This window comes from Acidovorax sp. K2F, from assembly GCF_025246485.1.
GTDB lineage: Bacteria > Pseudomonadota > Gammaproteobacteria > Burkholderiales > Burkholderiaceae_C > Acidovorax > Acidovorax delafieldii.
Window position 1 is genome coordinate 62,181 of record NZ_JAOBSQ010000009.1, and the last position, 20,013, is coordinate 82,193.

Annotated in this window: 16 protein-coding genes; 7 read left to right on the top strand and 9 right to left on the bottom strand. The window is 64.7% G+C overall.

The features are described 5' to 3' along the window. Positions 1–11 precede the first annotated feature (11 nt). From N4G42_RS03835 to N4G42_RS03860, 6 genes are read left to right on the top strand one after another with little or no spacing between them, the layout of a single operon-like run. On the top strand, positions 12–1,142 hold the full coding sequence (locus tag N4G42_RS03835) for a DNA alkylation repair protein (RefSeq protein WP_260666230.1): 1,131 nt from the start codon (positions 12–14) through the stop codon (positions 1,140–1,142). Between the two features lie 53 nt (positions 1,143–1,195). Then, entirely contained in the window at positions 1,196–2,374 is a 1,179-nt protein-coding gene (locus N4G42_RS03840) for an acyl-CoA dehydrogenase family protein (RefSeq protein ID WP_260666231.1), read from the top strand. A gap of 1 nt (position 2,375) precedes the next feature. Further along, on the top strand, positions 2,376–3,185 hold the full coding sequence (locus N4G42_RS03845) for an enoyl-CoA hydratase/isomerase family protein (RefSeq protein ID WP_260666232.1): 810 nt from the start codon (positions 2,376–2,378) through the stop codon (positions 3,183–3,185). Then, positions 3,182–5,116, top strand: coding sequence for an acetyl/propionyl/methylcrotonyl-CoA carboxylase subunit alpha (locus N4G42_RS03850; protein WP_260666233.1), 1,935 nt, complete (start codon positions 3,182–3,184; stop codon positions 5,114–5,116). Before N4G42_RS03845 ends, N4G42_RS03850 begins: the two co-directional genes overlap by 4 nt. Next, positions 5,113–6,369 (top strand): acyl-CoA dehydrogenase family protein, encoded by a 1,257-nt coding sequence (locus N4G42_RS03855; RefSeq protein WP_260666234.1) that lies wholly within the window; start codon positions 5,113–5,115, stop codon positions 6,367–6,369. Before N4G42_RS03850 ends, N4G42_RS03855 begins: the two co-directional genes overlap by 4 nt. A 14-nt stretch (positions 6,370–6,383) precedes the next feature. After that, positions 6,384–7,292 (top strand): 3-keto-5-aminohexanoate cleavage protein, encoded by a 909-nt coding sequence (locus N4G42_RS03860; RefSeq protein WP_260666235.1) that lies wholly within the window; start codon positions 6,384–6,386, stop codon positions 7,290–7,292. Between the two features lie 140 nt (positions 7,293–7,432). Here the strand turns inward: N4G42_RS03860 and N4G42_RS03865 are convergent, their stop codons facing one another. The 3 genes from N4G42_RS03865 to N4G42_RS03875 are packed head-to-tail and all read right to left on the bottom strand — an operon-like array spanning position 7,433 to position 12,239. Continuing rightward, entirely contained in the window at positions 7,433–8,821 is a 1,389-nt protein-coding gene (locus N4G42_RS03865; RefSeq protein WP_260666236.1) for a hypothetical protein, read from the bottom strand. A 17-nt stretch (positions 8,822–8,838) separates the two neighbouring features. Beyond that, the gene (locus N4G42_RS03870) at positions 8,839–11,010 is read right to left on the bottom strand and encodes a 3-hydroxyacyl-CoA dehydrogenase NAD-binding domain-containing protein (protein ID WP_260666238.1); all 2,172 of its coding nucleotides are present in this window, start codon (positions 11,008–11,010) and stop codon (positions 8,839–8,841) included. A gap of 23 nt (positions 11,011–11,033) precedes the next feature. Next, entirely contained in the window at positions 11,034–12,239 is a 1,206-nt protein-coding gene (locus tag N4G42_RS03875; protein ID WP_260666239.1) for an acetyl-CoA C-acetyltransferase, read from the bottom strand. Positions 12,240–12,384: 145 nt separating this feature from the next. Here N4G42_RS03875 and N4G42_RS03880 point away from each other — a divergent pair, with 145 nt between their 5' ends. Beyond that, on the top strand, positions 12,385–12,687 hold the full coding sequence (locus N4G42_RS03880; protein ID WP_225581100.1) for a hypothetical protein: 303 nt from the start codon (positions 12,385–12,387) through the stop codon (positions 12,685–12,687). 90 nt (positions 12,688–12,777) lie between these two features. On the opposite strand, the gene N4G42_RS03885 is transcribed toward N4G42_RS03880, so the two are convergent. The 6 genes from N4G42_RS03885 to N4G42_RS03910 form a co-directional block, all read right to left on the bottom strand. Continuing rightward, a complete protein-coding gene (locus N4G42_RS03885; protein ID WP_260666240.1) occupies positions 12,778–13,941 on the bottom strand; it encodes an acyl-CoA dehydrogenase family protein in 1,164 nt (387 codons plus the stop codon). Positions 13,942–14,068: 127 nt separating this feature from the next. Continuing rightward, the gene (locus N4G42_RS03890) at positions 14,069–15,235 is read right to left on the bottom strand and encodes an ABC transporter substrate-binding protein (RefSeq protein WP_260666241.1); all 1,167 of its coding nucleotides are present in this window, start codon (positions 15,233–15,235) and stop codon (positions 14,069–14,071) included. A 119-nt stretch (positions 15,236–15,354) separates the two neighbouring features. Then, positions 15,355–17,211 (bottom strand): long-chain fatty acid--CoA ligase, encoded by a 1,857-nt coding sequence (locus tag N4G42_RS03895; protein WP_260666242.1) that lies wholly within the window; start codon positions 17,209–17,211, stop codon positions 15,355–15,357. A gap of 6 nt (positions 17,212–17,217) precedes the next feature. Continuing rightward, complete coding sequence (locus N4G42_RS03900; RefSeq protein ID WP_116748900.1) at positions 17,218–18,036, bottom strand: ABC transporter ATP-binding protein; 819 nt, start codon at positions 18,034–18,036, stop codon at positions 17,218–17,220. Between the two features lie 61 nt (positions 18,037–18,097). Continuing rightward, positions 18,098–18,937 carry an ABC transporter ATP-binding protein gene (locus tag N4G42_RS03905; RefSeq protein ID WP_260666243.1) on the bottom strand — a complete coding sequence of 280 codons (840 nt, stop codon included), beginning with the start codon at positions 18,935–18,937 and terminating at the stop codon, positions 18,098–18,100. Further along, positions 18,934–20,010: a branched-chain amino acid ABC transporter permease gene (locus tag N4G42_RS03910; protein WP_057229158.1), complete on the bottom strand. Its 1,077-nt coding sequence runs from the start codon at positions 20,008–20,010 to the stop codon at positions 18,934–18,936. The genes N4G42_RS03905 and N4G42_RS03910 overlap by 4 nt, the downstream gene beginning before the upstream one ends. Positions 20,011–20,013 lie beyond the last annotated feature (3 nt).

Genomic DNA, 20,013 nt, shown 5'->3' on the forward strand with positions numbered 1-20,013 from the left:
CAACCTTCGCGATGGCCGAGCCTCTCAAATACCTGCTGAACGACACCGTGCCCCCGCGCATCGCGGCCATGGTGCGGCGCGCGTGGCGCAAGTTCGACACCACCGCTTTTCTGCAGCAGGTACAGCCCGGCTACGAATCGCTGGAGCTGATGGCACGCGGCCAGCGCATCGCCCAGGCCCTGCAGGCCCACCTGCCGCAAGACGTGCCGCGCGCGCTGGGTGTGCTGGTCGACTCCATGGACCCACCCATGGGCCTCGATGCCGCTGGCGAGCCCGACGCGGGTGACCGCCCTTACAGCGCCTTCCTGTACCTGCCCCACAGCATCTACATCGGCACACACGGCCTGCCGCATTTCGAGGCGGCCATGGCCGCGCAGTACGCGTTGACCCAGCGCTTTACGGCCGAGTTCAGCATCCGCCCCTACCTGCTGCACCACCAGGGCGCCACGCTCGCGCGGCTGCGCGACTGGGCGCAGGACGACAACGCCCATGTGCGCCGCCTGGTGAGCGAAGGCACGCGGCCCCGCCTGCCCTGGGCGCCGCGTTTGCCTGCATTCCAGAACAACCCGCAACTGGCCCTGCCGCTGCTCGATGCGCTCAAGGACGACCCGTCGTCCTACGTGCGTCGCTCTGTGGCCAACCACCTGGGCGACATCGCCAAGGACCACCCCGACCTCGCCGTAGGCACCGCCCGCACCTGGCTGCAGGGTGCACCCGCACCGCGTGAAGCCCTGGTGCGCCACGGCCTGCGCTTTCTCATCAAACGCGGCGACGCCGCTGCGCTCGATGCCCTGGGCGTGGGCCATGCCGTGGCGCTGGATGTGCGGGCCGCGCGCGTGCTGCCCGCCCGCGCACGCATCGGCGACAAGGTGCGCATCGAGGTCGAACTGCACAACCCCACACCCCAGCCCCAGCGCGTGCTGGCGGACCTGAAGGTGCACTACGTCAAGGCCCACGGCGGTGCGGCGCCCAAGGTGTTCAAGCTGCAGACGCTGGACATCGCACCCGGCGCCACCGTGGCGGTGGGCAAGACGCTGTCGCTGCAGCAGATGACCACACGCACCCACTACCCCGGCGCGCACCAAGTGGAGCTGGTGCTCAACGGGCGGCCCCAGCCGCTGGGGCAATTTCAGCTTTCGTGATCGAGGTTTGCAGGCATACAAACGTACAAACGCAACAGCAGGAGACAAGCACCATGCAGTTCACACACGAGCACCGCGAGATCCAGAAGACCCTCAAGCGCTTCATCGACGAAGAGATCAACCCCCATGTGGACGAGTGGGAGGCGGCCGAGATCTTCCCCGCGCACGAGGTCTTCAAGAAGATGGGCAACCTGGGCCTGTTGGGCCTGTGCAAGCCCGAGGAATATGGCGGCGCAGGGCTGGACTACTCCTACAGCTTGGCCATGGCCGAGGCGCTGGGCCACATCCACTGTGGCGGCGTGCCCATGGCCATTGGTGTGCAGACCGACATGTGCACCCCGGCGCTGGCGCGCTACGGCAGCGAAGAACTCAAGCGCCAGTTTCTGGCCCCTGCGATTGCGGGCGACATGGTGGGCTGCATCGGCGTGAGCGAGCCTGCGGCGGGCAGCGACGTATCCGGCATCAAAAGCGTGGCCCGCAAGGACGGCGACGACTACGTGATCACCGGCCAGAAGATGTGGATCACCAACAGCCTGCAGGCCGACTGGATGTGCATGCTGGTCAACACGGGCGAAGGCCCGGTGCACAAGAACAAGAGCCTGGTGATGGTGCCCATGCGCGACGGCCCCGGCGGCAAGCTCACCAAGGGCATTGAGGTGTCGAAAAAGATCCGCAAGATTGGCATGCACAGCAGCGACACCGGCCTGATCTACTTTGACGAGGTGCGCGTGCCGCAGCGCTACCGCATCGGCGCTGAAGGGCAGGGCTTTATCTACCAGATGCAGCAGTTCCAGGAAGAGCGCCTGTGGTGCGCCGCCAGCACGCTTGAATCGCTGAACCACTGCATCCAGTGGACTATCGACTACGCGCAGGAGCGCAAGTTGTTTGGCGCCACGCTGGCCGACCAGCAGTGGGTGCAGTTCAAGCTGGCCGAGCTCAAGACCGAGGTCGAGGCCCTGCGCGCACTCACCTACCGCGCCTGCGACCTGTACGTGAACGGGCAGGACGTGCTGGAGCTGGCCAGCATGGCCAAGCTCAAGGCTGGCCGCCTGAACCGCGAGGTGCCCGACACCTGCCTGCAGTTCTGGGGCGGCATGGGCTACACGCTGGAGAACAAGGTCTCGCGCATGTACCGCGACGGGCGGCTGGCGTCCATCGGCGGCGGGGCCGACGAGGTAATGCTCGGCATCCTGTCCAAGCTCATGGGCATCGCCAAGCGGCCCGTGCACTGACATGGCCGATTCGCTGTTGATCGACCGCGCGCCGCTGGCCAGCGGCTGTGTGGAAACCTGGACGCTCAACGACCCGGCCAGCCGCAATGCGCTGTCCGAGGCGGTGGTTGACGGTTTGATAGCCGCGTGTGAGCGGGCTGCAACCGATGCCGACCTGCGAGGCGTGGTGCTGCGCGGCGCGGGCAGCCACTTTTGCGCGGGTGGCAGCCTGGGCGGCTTTGCCAAGACCATTGGCCAGCCCCTGGCTGCCGGCGAAGCCGACCCGCTGGTGCCCCTGAACCGCCGCTTTGGCGCGCTGCTGCAGGCCCTGTGTGCGCTGCCGCAGTGGCTCATCGTGGCGGTGGAGGGCGCGGCGATGGGGGGCGGCTTTGGGCTCGTTTGCTGTGCCGACCATGTGCTGGCCCACACAAGCGCGCAGTTCGCCACGCCCGAGGTAACGCTGGGCATCGTGCCTGCGCAGATCGCGCCCTTTGTGGTGCGGCGCCTTGGCCCGTCTGCTGCGCGGCGTTGTCTGCTGACGGGCGAGCGCTGGGATGCCGCGAAAGCTCAAATCGCGGGGCTGGTCGATGAGGTGGTGAGTGGCGACATGGAGGCTGCTATGCAAGCCGCCATCGGACGCCATGCCGTCGCTGCGCCGCAGGCCGTGGCCGCTACCAAACGTTTGTTGCTGGCACAGCCCGAGACGCCGTTGCCTGCGCTGCTGGATGAGGCCGCCATCGCCTTTGCGCAGGCGCTGCGCGGGTCCGAGGCGCCGCAAGGTCTGGCTGCGTTTGCGGCACGCAAGGCGCCGCCCTGGAGTGCGAAGCCATGAAAAAGATACTCGTAGCGAATCGATCAGAGATCGCCCGCCGCATCATCCACACCGCCCACCGCGTGGGCATCGAAACGGTCGCGGTCTATTCCGACCCCGATGCCAACGCCCTGCATGTGCGCGAAGCCACTCAGGCCGTCGCGCTGGGCGGCGCAGCCAGCGCGGACACCTACCTGCGCATCGACAAGCTGCTGGCCGTAGCGCGAGCCACCGGCGCCGATGCCGTGCACCCCGGCTATGGCTTCCTCAGCGAGAACGCCGACTTCGCCCAGGCCGTGGTCGATGCGGGCCTGACCTGGATCGGCCCGCCGCCCGGCGCCATCCGCGCGCTGGGCAGCAAGGCCGGGGCCAAGGCGTTGGCCCAGTCGCAGGACGTGCCCTGCCTGCCCGGCTATGCGGGCGACGACCAGAGCGACGAACGCTTTGCCGCCGAGGCTGCGCGCATCGGAACGCCTATCATGGTCAAGGCCGTAGCGGGTGGGGGAGGGCGTGGCATGCGCCTGGTCACCGACCTGGCGCAGTTGCCCGCTGCACTGGCCAGCGCACGGTCGGAGGCGCTGGCGGGTTTTGGCTGTAGCGACCTGCTCATCGAACGCGCACTGCTGCAGCCGCGCCATGTGGAGGTGCAGATCTTTGCCGACGCTCACGGCGCATGCATCCACCTGGGCGAGCGCGATTGCTCGGTACAGCGCCGCCACCAGAAGATCATCGAAGAGTCCCCCAGCCCCGCCGTGGACGCAGCGCTGCGCGAGCGCATGGGTGCCTGCGCCGTGGCGCTGGCACAGGCCGCTGGCTATGTGGGTGCGGGCACGGTGGAATTCCTTCTGGATGGGGCTGAATTCTTCTTGATGGAGATGAACACCCGCCTGCAGGTGGAGCACCCGGTGACCGAAGCGCTCACGGGGCTGGACCTGGTGGAATGGCAAATCCGCATGGCTCGGGGCGAGCCGCTGCCGCTCACGCAAGATGAGGTGCATCTGCAAGGCCACGCCGTCGAAGTGCGCCTGTGTGCCGAAGACGCGCACTTCCGCCCCCACACCGGCCGCGTGCTGCAGTTCAGCGCACCACCGGCCACCGCGTTTGAACGGGCTGCGCCGGGCGCGCTGCGCTTTGACCACGCGCTGGAGGAGGGGGCAGAGGTCACGCCTCACTACGACGCCATGCTGGGCAAGCTCATCGTGCACGCGCCCACGCGGGCGGAGGCCATCGCCGCGCTGGTCCGCGCGCTGCAGGGCACCCGCGTGCTGGGCCTGCCCACCAACCGCGCGTTTCTGGCGGCCTGCCTGCAGCACCCCGTGTTTGCCAGCGGCCAAGCGCTGGTGCCGTTCTTGGCGGAGCATGCCCAGGAGTTGCAGCGGTTGCTATCAAATAGTGAGCTGTCAGTGCATATTCCTTCGGCGCTATCGGCCATTTTTGCTTCAAATCCGACGTCGGACCTGCCTTGTGCCATGGCCAGGCCCCTGCGGCTGCGCCACCTGGGCGAGGTGCACTCCATCGCCGTGCGCGAGCTGGGCGGCGGGCGGCTGCTGGTGGAACAGGCCGGGGCAGAGCCTGTGACTTTGCAACTGCCCCAGCGCGGTGTGCACTGCGTGGCGGTAGGCCCCCGGCGCTGGCACTGGCAAACCGGTGGTGTGGATGGCTGGGTGGAGGACGCCTCATGGGAACCCGCCGCGCGCGCGGGTGCGGCGGGCGGTGCGATGGAGTTGCGCGCTCCCTTCAACGGCAAGGTGGTGGCACTGCCTGTGGCCGCAGGCCAGGCGCTGTCGGCGGGCGACACCGTGGTGGTCATCGAATCCATGAAGCTCGAACACAGCCTGGCCAGCCCCGCCGCCGCCACCGTGGCCGAGCTGCTGGTGGCCCCCGGCCAGCAGGTGTCGCCCGGCCAGGTGCTGGCCCGCTTTGCACCTGCCACGCAAGGAGCGCCCGCATGACCGCCACGTCCGACGCGACCCCTGTGAGCAACGAAGACCGCACTGCCCTCACCGACACCGTCACCCGTTTTGCCCGTACCGAGATCGCGCCGCATGTCGACGCGTGGGATGCTGCCGGTGAGTTCCCCCGCAGCCTGTACCGCCGCGCGGCCGACCTGGGCCTGCTGGGCCTGGGCTACCCAGAGCAGTACGGCGGCACGCCCGCCAGCTACCTGCTTCGCCTGCCACTGTGGCGCGCGCTCAGCCGCCACGGCGCCAGCGGCGGCGTGCTGGCCAGCCTGCTGTCGCACAACATCGGCCTGCCGCCGGTGCTGGCCCATGGCAGCGACGCTGTGCGTGCTGAGGTCATTCCACCGGTGCTGGCGGGCGAGCAGATTGCCGCACTGGCGATTACCGAACCCGGGGGCGGGTCCGACGTGGCCCAACTCAAGACCACTGCGCGGCGCGAGGGCGATGAGTACCTCGTCAACGGCGAAAAGGTGTTCATCACCTCCGGCATGCGCGCGGACTGGATCACGGTGGCTGTGCGCACTGGCGACGCTGGCAGCAAGGGCAGTGGCGGCATATCGATGCTGCTCATCCCCGGCCACAGCGCAGGCCTGTCGCGCAGCAAGCTCGACAAGATGGGCTGGCTCTGCTCCGACACCGCCCACCTGCGTTTTGACAACGTGCGCGTGCCCGTCCGCTACCTGCTAGGCGAAGAGGGCGCGGGCTTTCGCATCATCATGGCCAACTTCAACGGTGAGCGTTTTGGCCTGGCCGCGTCGGCCCTGGGCTTTGCCGAGGCCTGCTACGACGAAGCCCTGGCCTGGGCCCGCCAGCGCAAGACCTTTGGCGCCGCGCTGGTGGAGCACCAGGTCATCCGCCACAAGCTGGTGGACATGCAGATGCGCATCCAGTCCACCGCCGCGTGGTGCGAGTTCGTGGCCGCGCAGGCCGATGCGGGGCGCGCGGGCGATGCAGCGCCGGGCCGCCCCAAGCCGCATCAGCCCCCTTGGGGGGCAGCGACCCATGCGCAGCAGGGAAGCGTGGGGGCAGACAGTGCTTGGGTTGTTCAGGTGTGCCTGCTCAAGAACCACGCCACCCAAACCATGCAGTTCTGCGCCGACCAGGCCGTGCAGATCCTGGGCGGCATGGGCTTCATGCGCGGCACCGTCAGCGAGCGCATCTACCGCGAGGTCAAGGTCATGATGATCGGCGGCGGCGCAGAAGAAATCATGAAAGACCTGGCTGCCAAGCAGCTCGGCATTTGAAGGAGACAGCCACCATGAACAGCACCGACCACGGCAACAAGGCCATCATCACCTGCGCCATCACCGGCGTGCTGACGGACCCCGGCCAGCACCACGTGCCCGTCACGCCCGAGCAACTGGCCCAGGAAGCCCGCCGCGCCTACGACGCTGGCGCCGCCGTGGTCCACGTGCACTTTCGCAACCAGGAGCCCGGCAAAGGCCACCTGCCCAGCTGGGACCCGCAGGTGGCGCGCGACTGCGTGCAAGCCATGCGCGAGGCCTGCCCGGGCTTGATCATCAACCAGACCACCGGCGTGGTCGGCCCCAATTACCAAGGCCCACTGGATTGCCTGCGCGCCACCCGCCCCGAGATGGCCGCGTGCAACGCGGGCTCGCTCAACTACCTGAAGGTGCGCAGCAACGGCACCTGGGCCTGGCCGCCCATGCTGTTCGACAACCAGCCCGCCAAGGTCAAGGACTTCATCGACGTGATGCTGGAAACCGGCACGCTGCCCGAGTTCGAATGCTTTGATGTGGGCATCGTGCGCTGCGTGGAGATGTATGTGCAGACCGGCATGTACACCGAGCGCCTGCCCGAATACAACTTTGTGATGGGTGTGGAGTCCGGCATGCCTGCCGACCCGGACCTGCTGCCCATCTTGCTCAAGCTGAAAATCAAGGACGCTCCCTGGCAAGCCACCGTCATCGGCCGCACCGAGATCTGGCCCGTGCACCAGCGCGTGGCCGAACTGGGCGGGCATTTGCGCACAGGGCTGGAAGATACGTTCTATCTGCCGGATGGGACGAAGGCAGATTCGAACGGGCCGTTGATTGAGAAACTGGCGGAGTACGCGCGCAATGCGGGGCGGGAGGTGGCTTCGCCGCAGGAGGCGCGGGGGATGTTGGGGTTGAAGGCAATTGGCGCTGCGACTGCCGCTGCATAAATGCCCTGGCTCATTTTCCGAACGAGGTTGCCCATCATCTACCTTGCAAATTGATCGATAGACGATCAATTTGCAAGGAAAAATTGTGGCGCTTGGCAGCGCATTCAAGAGTTGGCGTCGCCGTGCCCTGTAGGTCGGGCCTACTCTGCGCTGGTTTGACCCACGATGCGATGTTGTGCGGTCATTGATGCAATGGCTGCATCCAGTAGGGCATCTGGTTCATGCACTTGCCACGCTCGGTTCATCACGTAGTCAAGGTTTTCCTTGGTTGCAAGGAGTATGTGGTGCTGTTGCAGTTCGGACTCCCGTGCGGCAATTTGGTCACGGGGGAGCCTGCACACCAGCACACCAACGATTTCCATGGTCAGTGTTGCTCCAGCAAAGCTCTTTCTCAACGCATTGCAGCGGTCAACTAGTTTGCCAAGTTTCTTCGAGAAGTCAGATATCCCAAGTGTGCATTCAACTACCAGATGGCGCCCTCTCGGCGTGCTGGCGACTAGGTCGGGTGTGTTGCTCTGCAACGGCAGTGCGGAAGAGAGGCCAAGAAGGTAAGCGATACACCCTACTGCTTTCTCGAAATCACGCCCTTCTGGAGAAGTAAATAGCGCTTGCTTCAGACCTTTGAGGTCTGGATCGAACTCGTTCAATGCGTGATACCTCGGGCTAGAGGATTTCGAAGGGTCCCAAAACCATTGCCTCACATACGTTCTTCCCGCATATCCGACCAAGATTTGCGCTCCCACCGAGTCAGTTGTAGCGAGCGAGATGGAACCAATGAATTCCCCTGAATCTTGAGCGGCCCAAGTCATCGCATCAGCAATTTGCATTCGCGCGGTGTGAAGGGAGCCCGAGGTCAATCGCACAGCGATGCCTAGCTGTGGGAGGCTGACGTTGGCTGCCACTTTTACTTTAAGGTGAAGCTGGGAGTTTTTGAGAGAGCATTCGCTGAATATCAATTCAACGGGCGGCCAGACAGTTACAGTGATTCCACTGGGGGATGTCCCGTCGATAGCGGCCTTTAGCAACAACCATTGAGAAAGCTCACCAATACCGTCAAAGGGAGTTGAATTGGATCTGAGTGAGTCATCAAGTCGAATAGATTCCAACTCAGACAAGTATTTGAGCCTGTCGCCCGAGACCCTAAAGCGCAAAGGAGAAAGCCATCGATCCCGGATAAGCGATTCACTGTAAATGTCGATTCCTGAGTCTGGAATCTTTAGTGCGGCCGCCCTGTTGCCCAGGTACAAAGTGCCCTCGCAAGCTCTTTTCACTAGAGTCAATGCGTCTTCCTTGGCAACGCGGGATGTGCTGAATTGGGTGGCACGCAAGGATGTCACTGTTAGCTGCAAATCGTTGTCAGTGACTAAGCTAACAAAATGAGGTGCAAGCGTAAGGCTGGCATCTTGTATTACGGCACCATCCTCATTGATGTATTCGACGCACCGGATTTCACAGTTGGAATCGTCGCTGATCCACGCGGCTGCATGAGAAATGCATTCAAGTAGAACTTCGTGCGCAGAGGCGGGCATAGGCGATAACTTTGGATCTAATGGACTGGCTCAAAACGCTTGAGATTTTCGCGAGAACCTTCGTCCACGGCAAACCCAACACCGTACTTGGCTGCAAGCTCATCCGCCCGCTGCAAGAAGGCCTCCACCCCAGTTCCATATACGAACTGCATCGCCCCCCCCGTCCACGCCGGAAACCCAATCCCAAAAATCGACCCGATGTTCGCGTCATGCACGCTGGTCAGCACTCCCTCGGCCAGGCAGCGCGCGGTCTCGATGGCCTGGCGGTAGAGCAGGCGGTCCTGAATCTCCTGCACGCTCCACTCCACGCCGGGCTTTTCGAACAGCGTTTTCAGCTCCGGCCACAGGTGCTTCTTGGCGCCTGCGGGGTAGTCATAAAAACCGCCGCCACCGGCGCGGCCTGGGCGCTTCAGTTCCTTGACCATGCGCTCCACCAGCAGCTCGCCGGGCGTGGCGGTGTAGGTTTTGCCTTCGGCCGCGTAGTCGGCACGGGTCTGGTCCAGCACATGCACGCTCAGGGTCAGCGCGGTTTCGTCCAGCACGGCCAGCGGGCCCACGGGCAGGCCGGCCTGCATGGCGGCGTTTTCAATGGCGGCGGCGGGGATGCCCTCGCCCAGCATGGCGGCGCCTTCCATCACAAAGGTGCCGAAGGTGCGGCTGGTGTAGAAGCCGCGTGAGTCGTTGACCACGATGGGCACTTTTCCCAGGGCCTGCACGTAGTCGAAGGCGCGGGCCACGGTCTCGTCGTCGGTAGCCTTGCCGCGAATGATCTCCACCAGCTTCATCTTGTCCACGGGGCTGAAGAAATGGATGCCGACAAACTTCTCGGGCCGGCGGCTGGCCGTGGCCAGGCCGCTGATGGGTAGGGTGGAGGTGTTGCTGGCAAAGAAGCCGCCGGGCGCGAGTTGCGGCTCGGCTTCTTGTGTGACCTTGGCCTTCAGGTCGCGGCTTTCAAACACGGCTTCGATGATGAGGTCGCAGCCCACCAGGTCGGCTGCGCTGGCGGTGGGCGTGATGCGGGCCAGTAGGGCCTGCTGCGCCTCGGCGGTCATGCGGCCCTTGTCCACGCGGGCCTGGGTGAGTTTGGCGCTGTAGGCCTTGCCGGCCTCGGCCTTCTCCGCGCTCACGTCCTTGAGCACGGTGGCGATGCCCCGGCTGGCCTGGGCCCAGGCGATGCCCGCGCCCATCATGCCGGCGCCCAGGATGCCGACCTTTTGCGGCTTGTAGCGTGGGGCCGAGCCTGGGCGCGACTTGCCGCTCTTGATCGCGTTCATGTCGAAGAAGAACGTGTTGATCATGTTGCGCGCCACGGGGCCGGTCATCAGGCGGGCGAGGTAGCGGCTTTCGATGCGCAGGGCGGTGTCGTAGTCCACCATGGCGCCTTCGACCATGGCGGCCAGCGCAGCCTCGGGTGCGGGGTAGCGGCCGCGCGTGGTCTTCTTGAGCATCGCGGGCGCGACGGTGAGGGCGCCTGCAATCTTGGGGTTGGCGGGTGTGCCGCCGGGCATCCTGTAGTTCTTGTCATCCCACGGCTGCACCGCGTGCGGGTGGGTGGCGATGTGGGCCAGGGCTGCGGGCAGCAGCTGGTCGCGCGTGGCAACCAGCTCATGCACCAGTTGCAGCTCCAGCGCCTCTGCGGGGTTGAAGAGCTTGCCTTCCAGGATGTAGGGCTGCGCACCCATCAGGCCCAGCAGGCGCGTCATCTTGGTCACGCCGGTGGCGCCCGGCATCAGGCCCAGCGTGACCTCGGGCAAGCCGAATTGGATCTTGGGGTCGGCCACGGCGATGCGGTAGTGGGCGACCAAGGCCACCTCCCAGCCGCCACCCAGCGCGGCGCCGTTGAGGCAGGCCACCACGGGGATGCCCAGGGTTTCTAGCGTGCGAAAGTGCTTCTTCATCCGCTCGATTTCGCCAAACGCGCTGGGCGCATCCGCAGGTGTCAGGCGCATGGTGGCCTTGAGGTCGGCGCCCGCAAAAAAGCTGGTCTTGGTCGATGCGAGCACGATGCCTTTGAGCGCAGTGCCCAGGCGTTCGCGGTCGCCCAGCACCTGGGCCGTGACCTCGCCCAGCTCTTGCTGCCACTGGCGGCACATGGTGTTGACGGGGGAGTTGGTTTCGTCAAACGTGATGACGGCGACCTGGCCTTCGGTGCCCTGGGCGGGGATGAGTTCGTAGCGGATGGTTTGCATGTTGTTGTCTCCTTCCCAGTCAATCAGATTCGCTCGACGATGGTGGCAATGCCCATGCCGCCGCCCACGCACAGCGTGGCCAGGCCATAGCGCTGGCCCCGGCGGTGCAGCTCGTCAATCAGGGTGCCGAGGATCATCGCCCCCGTGGCGCCCAGCGGGTGGCCCATGGCGATGGCGCCACCGTTCACGTTGACCTTGTCGTGCGGCACGCCCAGCTCGCGCATGAAGCGCATGGGCACGGCCGCAAAGGCCTCGTTCACTTCAAACAGGTCGATCTGGTCGATGGTCATGCCCGCGCGGGCCAGCGCCTTCTTGGCAGCGGGCACGGGGCCGGTGAGCATGATGGTGGGGTCGGCCCCGCTGAGCGCCGTGGCCACAATGCGCGCGCGTGGCGTGAGGCCGTGGGCCTTGGCGGCGGCTTCGTTGCCAATCAGCACGGCGGCGGCGCCGTCCACGATGCCCGACGAGTTGCCCGCGTGGTGCACGTGGTGGATGCGCTCCACCTGCGGGTAGCGCTGTAGCGCCACGGCGTCAAAGCCCATGCTGCCCAGTTGCTCGAACGAGGCCTTGAGCGCGCCCAGGCCTTCAAGGGTTGTCTTGGGCTTGATGAATTCGTCTTCCGCCAGGATGGTCTGGCCGATGAAGTCGCGCACGGGCACGACGGAGTTCTTGAAGTAGCCTGCCGCGCGCGCGGCGGTGGCGCGGCGCTGCGATTCGAGCGCGAAGGCGTCCACATCGGCACGGGTGTATCCGTCCAGCGTGGCGATCAGGTCGGCGCCGATGCCCTGGGGCACGAACAGCGTGGCGGAGTTGGTCTCCGGGTCTTGCGCCCAGGCGCCGCCGTCGGAGCCGATGGGCACGCGGCTCATGCTCTCCACGCCGCCCGCCACCACCAGATCCTCCCAGCCGCTGCGCACCTTCTGCGCCGCCAGGTTCACCGCCTCCAGGCCCGAGGCGCAGAAGCGGTTGACCTGCACACCCGCACAGCGAAAGTCCCACCCGGCCTTGAGCGCCGCGACCTTGGGCAGCACCGAGCCCTGTTCGCCCACGGGCGAGACGATGCCCATGACCACGTCGTCCACTGCCGCCGTGTCAAAGCGGTGGCGCGTTTGCAGCTCCGTCAGCAGGCCTGCCAGCAGGTCGATGGGCTTCACCTCGTGCAGGGTGCCGTCCTTCTTGCCCTTGCCGCGCGGGGTGCGCAGCGCATCGAATACATAGGCTTCGGTCATGAATGGTCTCCGGTGGTTTCTCTAAACTTCAAGCAGTGCGGCGGTAAAGCAGCTGGGCTGGCTCACGCCACTACAAGGTGCTTTCTGACGCGGGTGCAGTGGTTTTTGCACTATCTTTCGGCGGTTGCTATCTACATTTCTGGCTATGGAACGAAATACATCCCCTGCATTGCAGCGCATCGCTCGCAGCGCCATCGAATACGACGACACGCGCGAAGGATTTGCGCTGGAGCACCATGTCGTGCTGGCGGCATCCAGTGCTCTGGCGGTGGCGGCCTTCATGGCGCCCAGCCGCAGCTCGGCGGCCATTCGCGGCATTGGCGCAGGCTTGCTGCTGATGCGTGCGCTGAGCGGCAGCCAGGGTGTGCGCTCCTGGCTGAATGTCACCGACCGCCGCCCTGGGGCGCCGCTGAGCCCCGAAGAGGCCCGCGCCGCCTGGTATCTGTAGCTGTAGCGGCATTCGGCGCCCACTGGTACGTTGTGAAGGGCGTTGTGCAGGGCGTCGTGCACTGCGTTATTCACGGTGCGGTGCATTCCGTTATTTGCCCAGGCCCATGGCCCGTGCAATCACTTCTTTCATGATCTCGTTGGTGCCGCCATAAATGCGCTGCACGCGTGCGTCGGCATAGGCGCGGGTGATGGGGTATTCCCACATGTAGCCATAGCCGCCAAACAGCTGAACGCATTCGTCCATCACCTTGCACTGCAGGTCGGTCGTCCAGTACTTGGCCATGCTGGCGGTTTCGGTATCGAGCTGATCGCGCACGATCAGCTCACAGCATTTGTCCACGAACACGCGGGCCACCTGCACCTGCGTTTGAAGCTCGGCCAGGGTGTGGCGGGTGTTCTGAAAGGACGCCACGCTCTGGCCAAAGACCTTGCGCTGCTTGACGTAGTCCAGCGTCCAGTCAATGGCGGCCTGGGCGGCGGCCACGGCGGTGATGGCGATCTGCAGGCGCTCCCAGGGCAACTGCTCCATCAGGCAGATGAAGCCACGCCCTTCCATGGCGGGGCCGCCCAGCAGGTTGCCCACCGGCACCTGCACGTCGTTGAAGAACAGCTCGGACGTGTCCTGCGCCTTCATGCCCATCTTCTTGAGGCGCTGGCCTTTTTCAAAGCCGGGCATGCCGCGTTCCACCAATAACAGGCTGGTGCCCTTGGCGCCCGCAGCCGGGTCGGTCTTGGCGACCACGATCACAAGGTCGGCATGCCAGCCGTTGGTGATGAAGGTTTTGCTGCCGTTCAGCACGTAGTGCGACCCGTCCGCACTTTTGATGGCTGTGGTCTTGATGCCTTGCAGGTCGCTGCCCGCAGCCGGCTCGCTCATGGCGATGGCGCCCACCACGTCGCCGCTGGCCATCTGCGGCAGGTACTTCTGTCTCTGGGCTTCAGTGCCGTAGTGCAGGATGTACGGCGCCACGATCTCGCTGTGCAGACCAAAGCCGATACCAGTGGTGCCTGCACGCGCCAGCTCTTCCATCTGCGCCACCGAATACAGCTTGTCGGCCCCGGCGCCGCCGTACTCCTCGGGCAGGCTCATGCAAAGAAAGCCGTTGGCGCCCGCCTGGCTCCACACCTCGCGCGCCACATAGCCCTGCTCTTCCCAGGCGGCGTGATGGGGCGTAACTTCCTTGTCGATGAAGCGGCGAAAGCTGTCAGCAAAGGCCTGGTGGTCGGGCTGGAAGAGGGTGCGTTCGATCATGGTGGGGCAACCAGTTTATTTATGCAAAGTTACTGCTTGGTTAAATTCTGCCACCGACTGAGCCCGGATGCACCCCCTGAAACGCAAAAGCCGCCCGAAGGCGGCTTGAAGGAGGCGGGTCAGGCGCTCATGGCTTGACGTGGTCGGAGACCACCTTCCACTTGCCATCGGTGATCTGCGACAGGCGAGAAAGATCGCTGCCCAGGCGCTTTTGTGGGCCAAAGGTGCCCTCGGCGCTGCCGAACATGTCGGGCGGAATCACCATGGTGTCCATGGCCTTGATGAAGCTGTCGGTGCTCAGGTTGGGTCCTGCCTTCTGGGCCGCCTTGATGAAGGCGTCGATGGCGTTGTAGCCGTAGACCGAGAACACGGTGGGGTCTTCGTTGAACTTGGTCTTGTACTTGTTGGCCCAGAAACGGATGGGCTGGCTGGCTTCATCCAGGTAGGGGTGTTGCACCGTCATGGTGGCGTACAGCCCATCCATGGGCTTGCCGCCCAGCTTGTGGATGAGGTCGGTGTAGGCGGCGCTGGAGCCCAGGAAGGTGGGGTTGAAGCCCGTTTTGCGCGCCTCGCCAATCGTGCCGATGGTCTCGCGGATGATGGTGCCCAGGATCACGAAGTCGCATTCGGAAGACTTCATCTTGGCGACCTGTGAAGAGAAGTCGGTGGCGCCGCGCTTGTAAGAGGTCTTCTCGGTGAAGTCCATGCCCATGGACTTGAGTGCCGCCTCGCCCCCGCGCATCACCTCCAGGCCAAACTCATCGTCCTGGTAGATAGTGCAGATCTTTTTCGCGCCCTTTTCCTTGATGAGCTTGGGGGCTGCCAGGCGGATCTGGTCGTAGTAAGTGGCGGCAAACGAATACTTGAGCTTGTGGAAGGGCTCGTACATTTCCCGCGCGGCCGTCACCGGGAAGAAGTTGATCACGTTCTTGCTGAACTGCACCGGCATGGCGGCCAGGTTTTGCGCCGTGCCGATGTGCGCCACCATCATGAAGATCTTGTCCTGGTTCACGAGCTTTTGCGCGGCCAGCACGGCTTTCTTGGGGTCGTAGCCCGAGTCTTCCACCTTCAGGTCCAGCTTGCGGCCATTGACGCCGCCTTGCTCGTTGGCCTCGTCCACGCGCAGCATCATGCCCAGCCGGACCTGCTTGCCAAAGCCCGCCAGCGGGCCGGACAGATCCTGGATGGAACCCAGCGTGATGGTGTCCTTGCTCACGCCCTGGCTGGGCTGCGCCTGTGCAGCACCTCCGGCCATGGCCACGATGGCCAGCGCGGCAATGTGATGAAGTTTCATGGCACGTCTCCTTTGGTTGGATCGAACTCGGTTGCTCGTTATAGAACGATGCCCGGGGTGGGGCACCAGCACTTTCCCTATCCTGACGGGCGTGGCCTGTGGTTGCGTGACGTGCGCACCTACCGGTACATCGCCTCAATCTGGGGGGCGTACTTCTGCTGCACCAGCTTGCGCTTGAGCTTCATGGTGGGTGTCAGCTCTTCATCCTCGGCCGTGAGCTGGGTGTCGAGCAGGAAGAACTTCTTGATCTGCTCCACGCGGGCGAACTTGGCGTTCACGCGGTCGATCTCGGCCTGAATCAGCTCCTGCACCTCGCGCGTGCGGGTCAGGCTGGCGTAGTTGGAGAACGGCACGTCGTTGTCCTGAGCGTACTTCTCCACGTTCTCCTGGTCGATCATGATGATCACCGTGAGGTAGGGCAGCTTGTCGCCAATCACTACCGCATCGGTGATGTAAGGGCTGAACTTGAGTTCGTTCTCCAGCTCGCTCGGCGTGATGTTCTTGCCGCCCGCTGTGATGATGATGTCCTTCATGCGGTCGGTGATGCGCAGGTAGCCATCAGCGTCGATCAGGCCCACATCGCCCGTGTGCAGCCAGCCTTCGGGGTCGATGGTTTCGGCCGTTTTCTCGGGTTGGTTGAGATAGCCCTTGAACACATTGGGGCCACGCACCAGGATTTCGCTTGTGGCGGGGTCGATGCGCACCTCGTTGTAGCTGGCTGCGGGGCCGATGGAGCCGGGTTTGATGCGGCTGGCCGGCACACCGGTGGAGGCGCCGCAGGTCTCGGTCATGCCCCACACCTCGAGCATGGGCACGCCCAGCGCCAGGTACCACTTCACCAGATCGGGCGAAATGGGCGCTGCGCCTGTGACCAGAAAGCGCGCACGGTGGATGCCGATGAGCTTGCGCACATTGTTGAGTGCCAGAAAGCGCGCCAGCATGAACTGCGCCTTCAGCAAACCGCCCACCGGCTGTCCGGCTAGCACCAAGTCAGCGATGCGGGTGCCCACGCCAATCGACCAGGCATAGGCCGCCTGCTGCATGCGCGTGGATTCCTTGAGCGCGATCATCACGCCCGAATAGAACTTCTCCCACACCCGGGGTACGGCGGTGAACACCGTGGGGGCGATCTCGCGCACGTTCTCGGGTACGGTGTCGGGGTTCTCGACAAAGTTCAGGCGCGCGCCGGTGTAGAGCGAGAAGTATTCACCCCCCATGCGCTCGGCGATGTGGCACAGCGGCAGAAAACACATGGTCTCGTCGGCCTCACTGCGCGAGATCAGCGTGTTGTAGCCGCGCACGGTGTAGGTGAGCGCGGCGTGCGTGTGCATGGCACCCTTGGGCTTGCCGGTGGTGCCCGAGGTGTAGACCAGGATGGCCAAGTCTTCGGGTCGGCAGGCCTTGACGCGCTGCATCAGCGCGTCGGGGTGTTGTGTATTCCAGGCGCGGCCCAGCTCGCGCAGGTCCGCAAGGCTCAGCACATCGGGGTCGTTCAGGCTGCGCAGGCCTTCCATGTCGAACACCACCACCTTGCGCAGCAGGGGCAGGCTGCTGCGCACTTCCAGGGCCTTGTCGAGCTGTTCATCGTCTTCCACAAACAGCACGGTGGTGCGAGAGTCTTCGCTCAGGTAGTGCACCTGCGCCGCAGCGTCAGTGGGGTAGATGCCGTTGGCCACGCCGCCGCAGCTCAGCACGGCCAGATCGGCCAGCACCCATTCGATGTTGGTGTTGGACAGGATGGATGCGCATTCGCCAGGCGCAAACCCCAGCGACATCAGGCCGCCCGCAATCTCCCGCACGGCTTCCGCCGTCTGGTCCCAGGTCCAGCTCTTCCAGATGCCCAGCTCCTTCTGGCGCATCCACACGCGCGGGCCGCGCTCGGCCACGGCGTTCCAGAACATGGCGGCGATGGTGTCGCCCGCGAGCACGTCGGTGCCTGCGGGCTGGATGTGATCGAGGTCCCAGAGGTTGGACATTTGCGCTTATCTCCAGGTCTTCTTTTTCTTCCAGCGCCGCTCTCCGCGCACGCCGACATCTTTCATCCCAAGGTAGAACTCCTTGATGTCGTCCTTCTCGCGCAGGCGCTCGCAGCTGTCTTCCATCACGATGCGGCCGTTCTCCAGCACATAGCCGTAGTCCGACGCGTTGAGCGCCATGTTGGCGTTCTGCTCCACCAGCAGGATGGTGGTGCCGCGCTCGCGGTTGATGCGCACCACGATTTCGAAGATCTCCTTGGTGAGCTTGGGGGACAGGCCCAGGCTGGGCTCGTCGAGCAGGATGAGCTCGGGGTTGGCCATGAGCGCGCGCGAGATCGCCAGCATCTGCTGCTGCCCTCCCGACAGCAGGCCGGCGTCCTGCGCGGCGCGCTCCTTCAGGATGGGGAAGTAGCCATACACCGTTTCGATATCCCGAGCCACGGCGTCGGCATCGCTGCGCGTGTAGGCGCCCATGAGCAGGTTGTCGCGCACCGAGAGCAGCGCAAACACCTCGCGCCCCTCGGGCACATGCATGAGGCCCCGGCGCACGATGGCGGCTGGGTCGTTGGCGGTGATGTCGGCGCCCTGGAATTCGATGGAGCCCTTGCGCGGGTCGATGATGCCGCTGATGGTCTTCAGGATGGTGGTCTTGCCGGCGCCGTTGCTGCCCAGCACGGCAGCGATCTCGCCGCGCCGCACCTGCAGGCTCACGCCCCGGATGGCCTTGATGGGGCCGTAGGCGCTCTCCACGTTCTGCAGGCGCAGCAGGGGTTGGTCAGCTGCTGCTGCAACTGGTGTGCTGGTGGCGGCAAGTACGGCGCTCATTAGGAAACCTCCGTGCTGCGCACTGCGGTGCGAGCTTGCTTGGGGCGGCCCGGCGTGGCGCTCATGCCCGAACCCCCATGTGGGACCCCGCCGGGCGGCGCAGGTTGCTCACATCGTCGATGGTGCCCAGATACGCTTCGATCACTCCGGGGTGCGACTGCACCTCGCGCGGCGTGCCCATGGCCACGACCTCGCCCTGGTTCATCGCCAGCACGCGGTCGGACACCTTGGAGACCAGCGACATGTCGTGCTCCACCATCAGCACGGTGATGCCCAGCTCGTGCTGGATGTCCTGTATCCAGAAGGCCATGTCGTCAGTCTCCTCCACGTTCAGGCCCGACGAGGGCTCGTCGAGCAGCAGCAACTGCGGCTCGGTGCACAGCGCACGGGCCAGCTCCACCACCTTGCGCACGCCGTAGGGCAGGCCTGCCACCATGGTGTCGCGGTAGTGCTGCAAGTCGAGAAAATCGATGACCTGCTCGGCCTTCTCCCGGGCCTGAATTTCCCCTTCGCGCACCTTGCGCGTGAAGAACATCTCGGCCCACAGGCTGCTGTGTTGTCGGGTGTGGCGGCCGATCAGCAGGTTGTGCAGCACACTCGCGTGCTCGAAAAGTTCGATGTTCTGGAAGGTGCGTGCAATGCCCAGGCCTGCTACCTTGTGCGGCGGCTGGTCGGTCAGTGGCAGCAGGGCCCCGCCCGGGCCCGCATAGGCGATGGTGCCGGTGGTGGGCGTATAGATGCGGCTGATCAGGTTGAACACCGTCGTCTTGCCCGCGCCGTTGGGGCCGATGAGGGTGAACACCTCTCCACGGCGCACGTCAAAGCTCACGTTGTTGACCGCGAGCACGCCGCCAAAGCGCACGCTGAGGTTCTGGGCGCTGAGCAGGATTTCGTTGTTCATTTCAGCCGATCTGATTTTTGAAACGATTTCTGCCGCTTGAACAAGCCCTTGCGGTAGAACGGGAACATCTGCAGCCAGGTGCGCACCTTGAGCCAGCGGCCATACAGCCCCATGGGCTCGAACAGCACAAACGCGATCAGCACGACGCCGTACACCACCGCCTGCAGGCCGGGTGACTGGCCGATGGAATCCGGGAGCCAGTCCTTGCCCAGGGAGATGAGCTGTGGCATGGAGATCAGGAAAATTGCGCCCAGAAAGGCGCCATGCACCGAGCCCAGCCCGCCGATCACGATCATCAGCAGCAGGTCGATGGACTGCAGGATGTTGAACTGGTCGGGCGAGATGAACTGCAGCTTGTGCGCGTACAACGCACCGCCGACGCCTGCCAGTGCGGCCGATATGGAGAATGACAGCGTCTTGTAGCGCGCGAGGTGGATGCCCATGCTCTGTGCGGAGATCTCTGAATCACGGATGGCGACAAACGCGCGGCCCGTGGGCGAGCGCAGCAGGTTCAGGATGGCCAGCGTGCTGACCACCGCAATCACGAGGCACAAAAAGTAGAACGACTCCGTGGTCTCGAACGAGTAGCCCGCGATTTGTGGTGGTACCAGGTGCTTGCCGGAGTTGCCGCCGGTCACCGACTCCCAGCGCGCAAAAACTTCTTCCACAATGAACCCGAACGACAGCGTGGCCATGCCCAGGTAGATGCCCTTGACGCGCAATGCGGGCAGGCCCACCACCACGCCCACAGCGGCCGACAGCCCCGCCGCGCAGGCCAGCGACAGCGCAAACGGCCAGCCCATTCCCGTGAGCACGGCCTGCGTATACGCCCCCACGCCCAGAAACGCTGCATGCCCGAGCGAGAACAAGCCGGTGAAGCCCGCCAGCAGCATCAGCCCCAGGCCCACGATGGCGTAGATGAGCACAAAGGTGAGCTGCGCCAGCCAGTACTCCGGCGCCACCCAGGGCGCGGCGACCAGCGCCAGGCACAGCAGGCTGTACCAGAACACATGCCCGCCATGCTTGGCGAGGCGAATGTCTTGCTCGTACGAGGTCTTGAAGAGAAAGCGCATGGG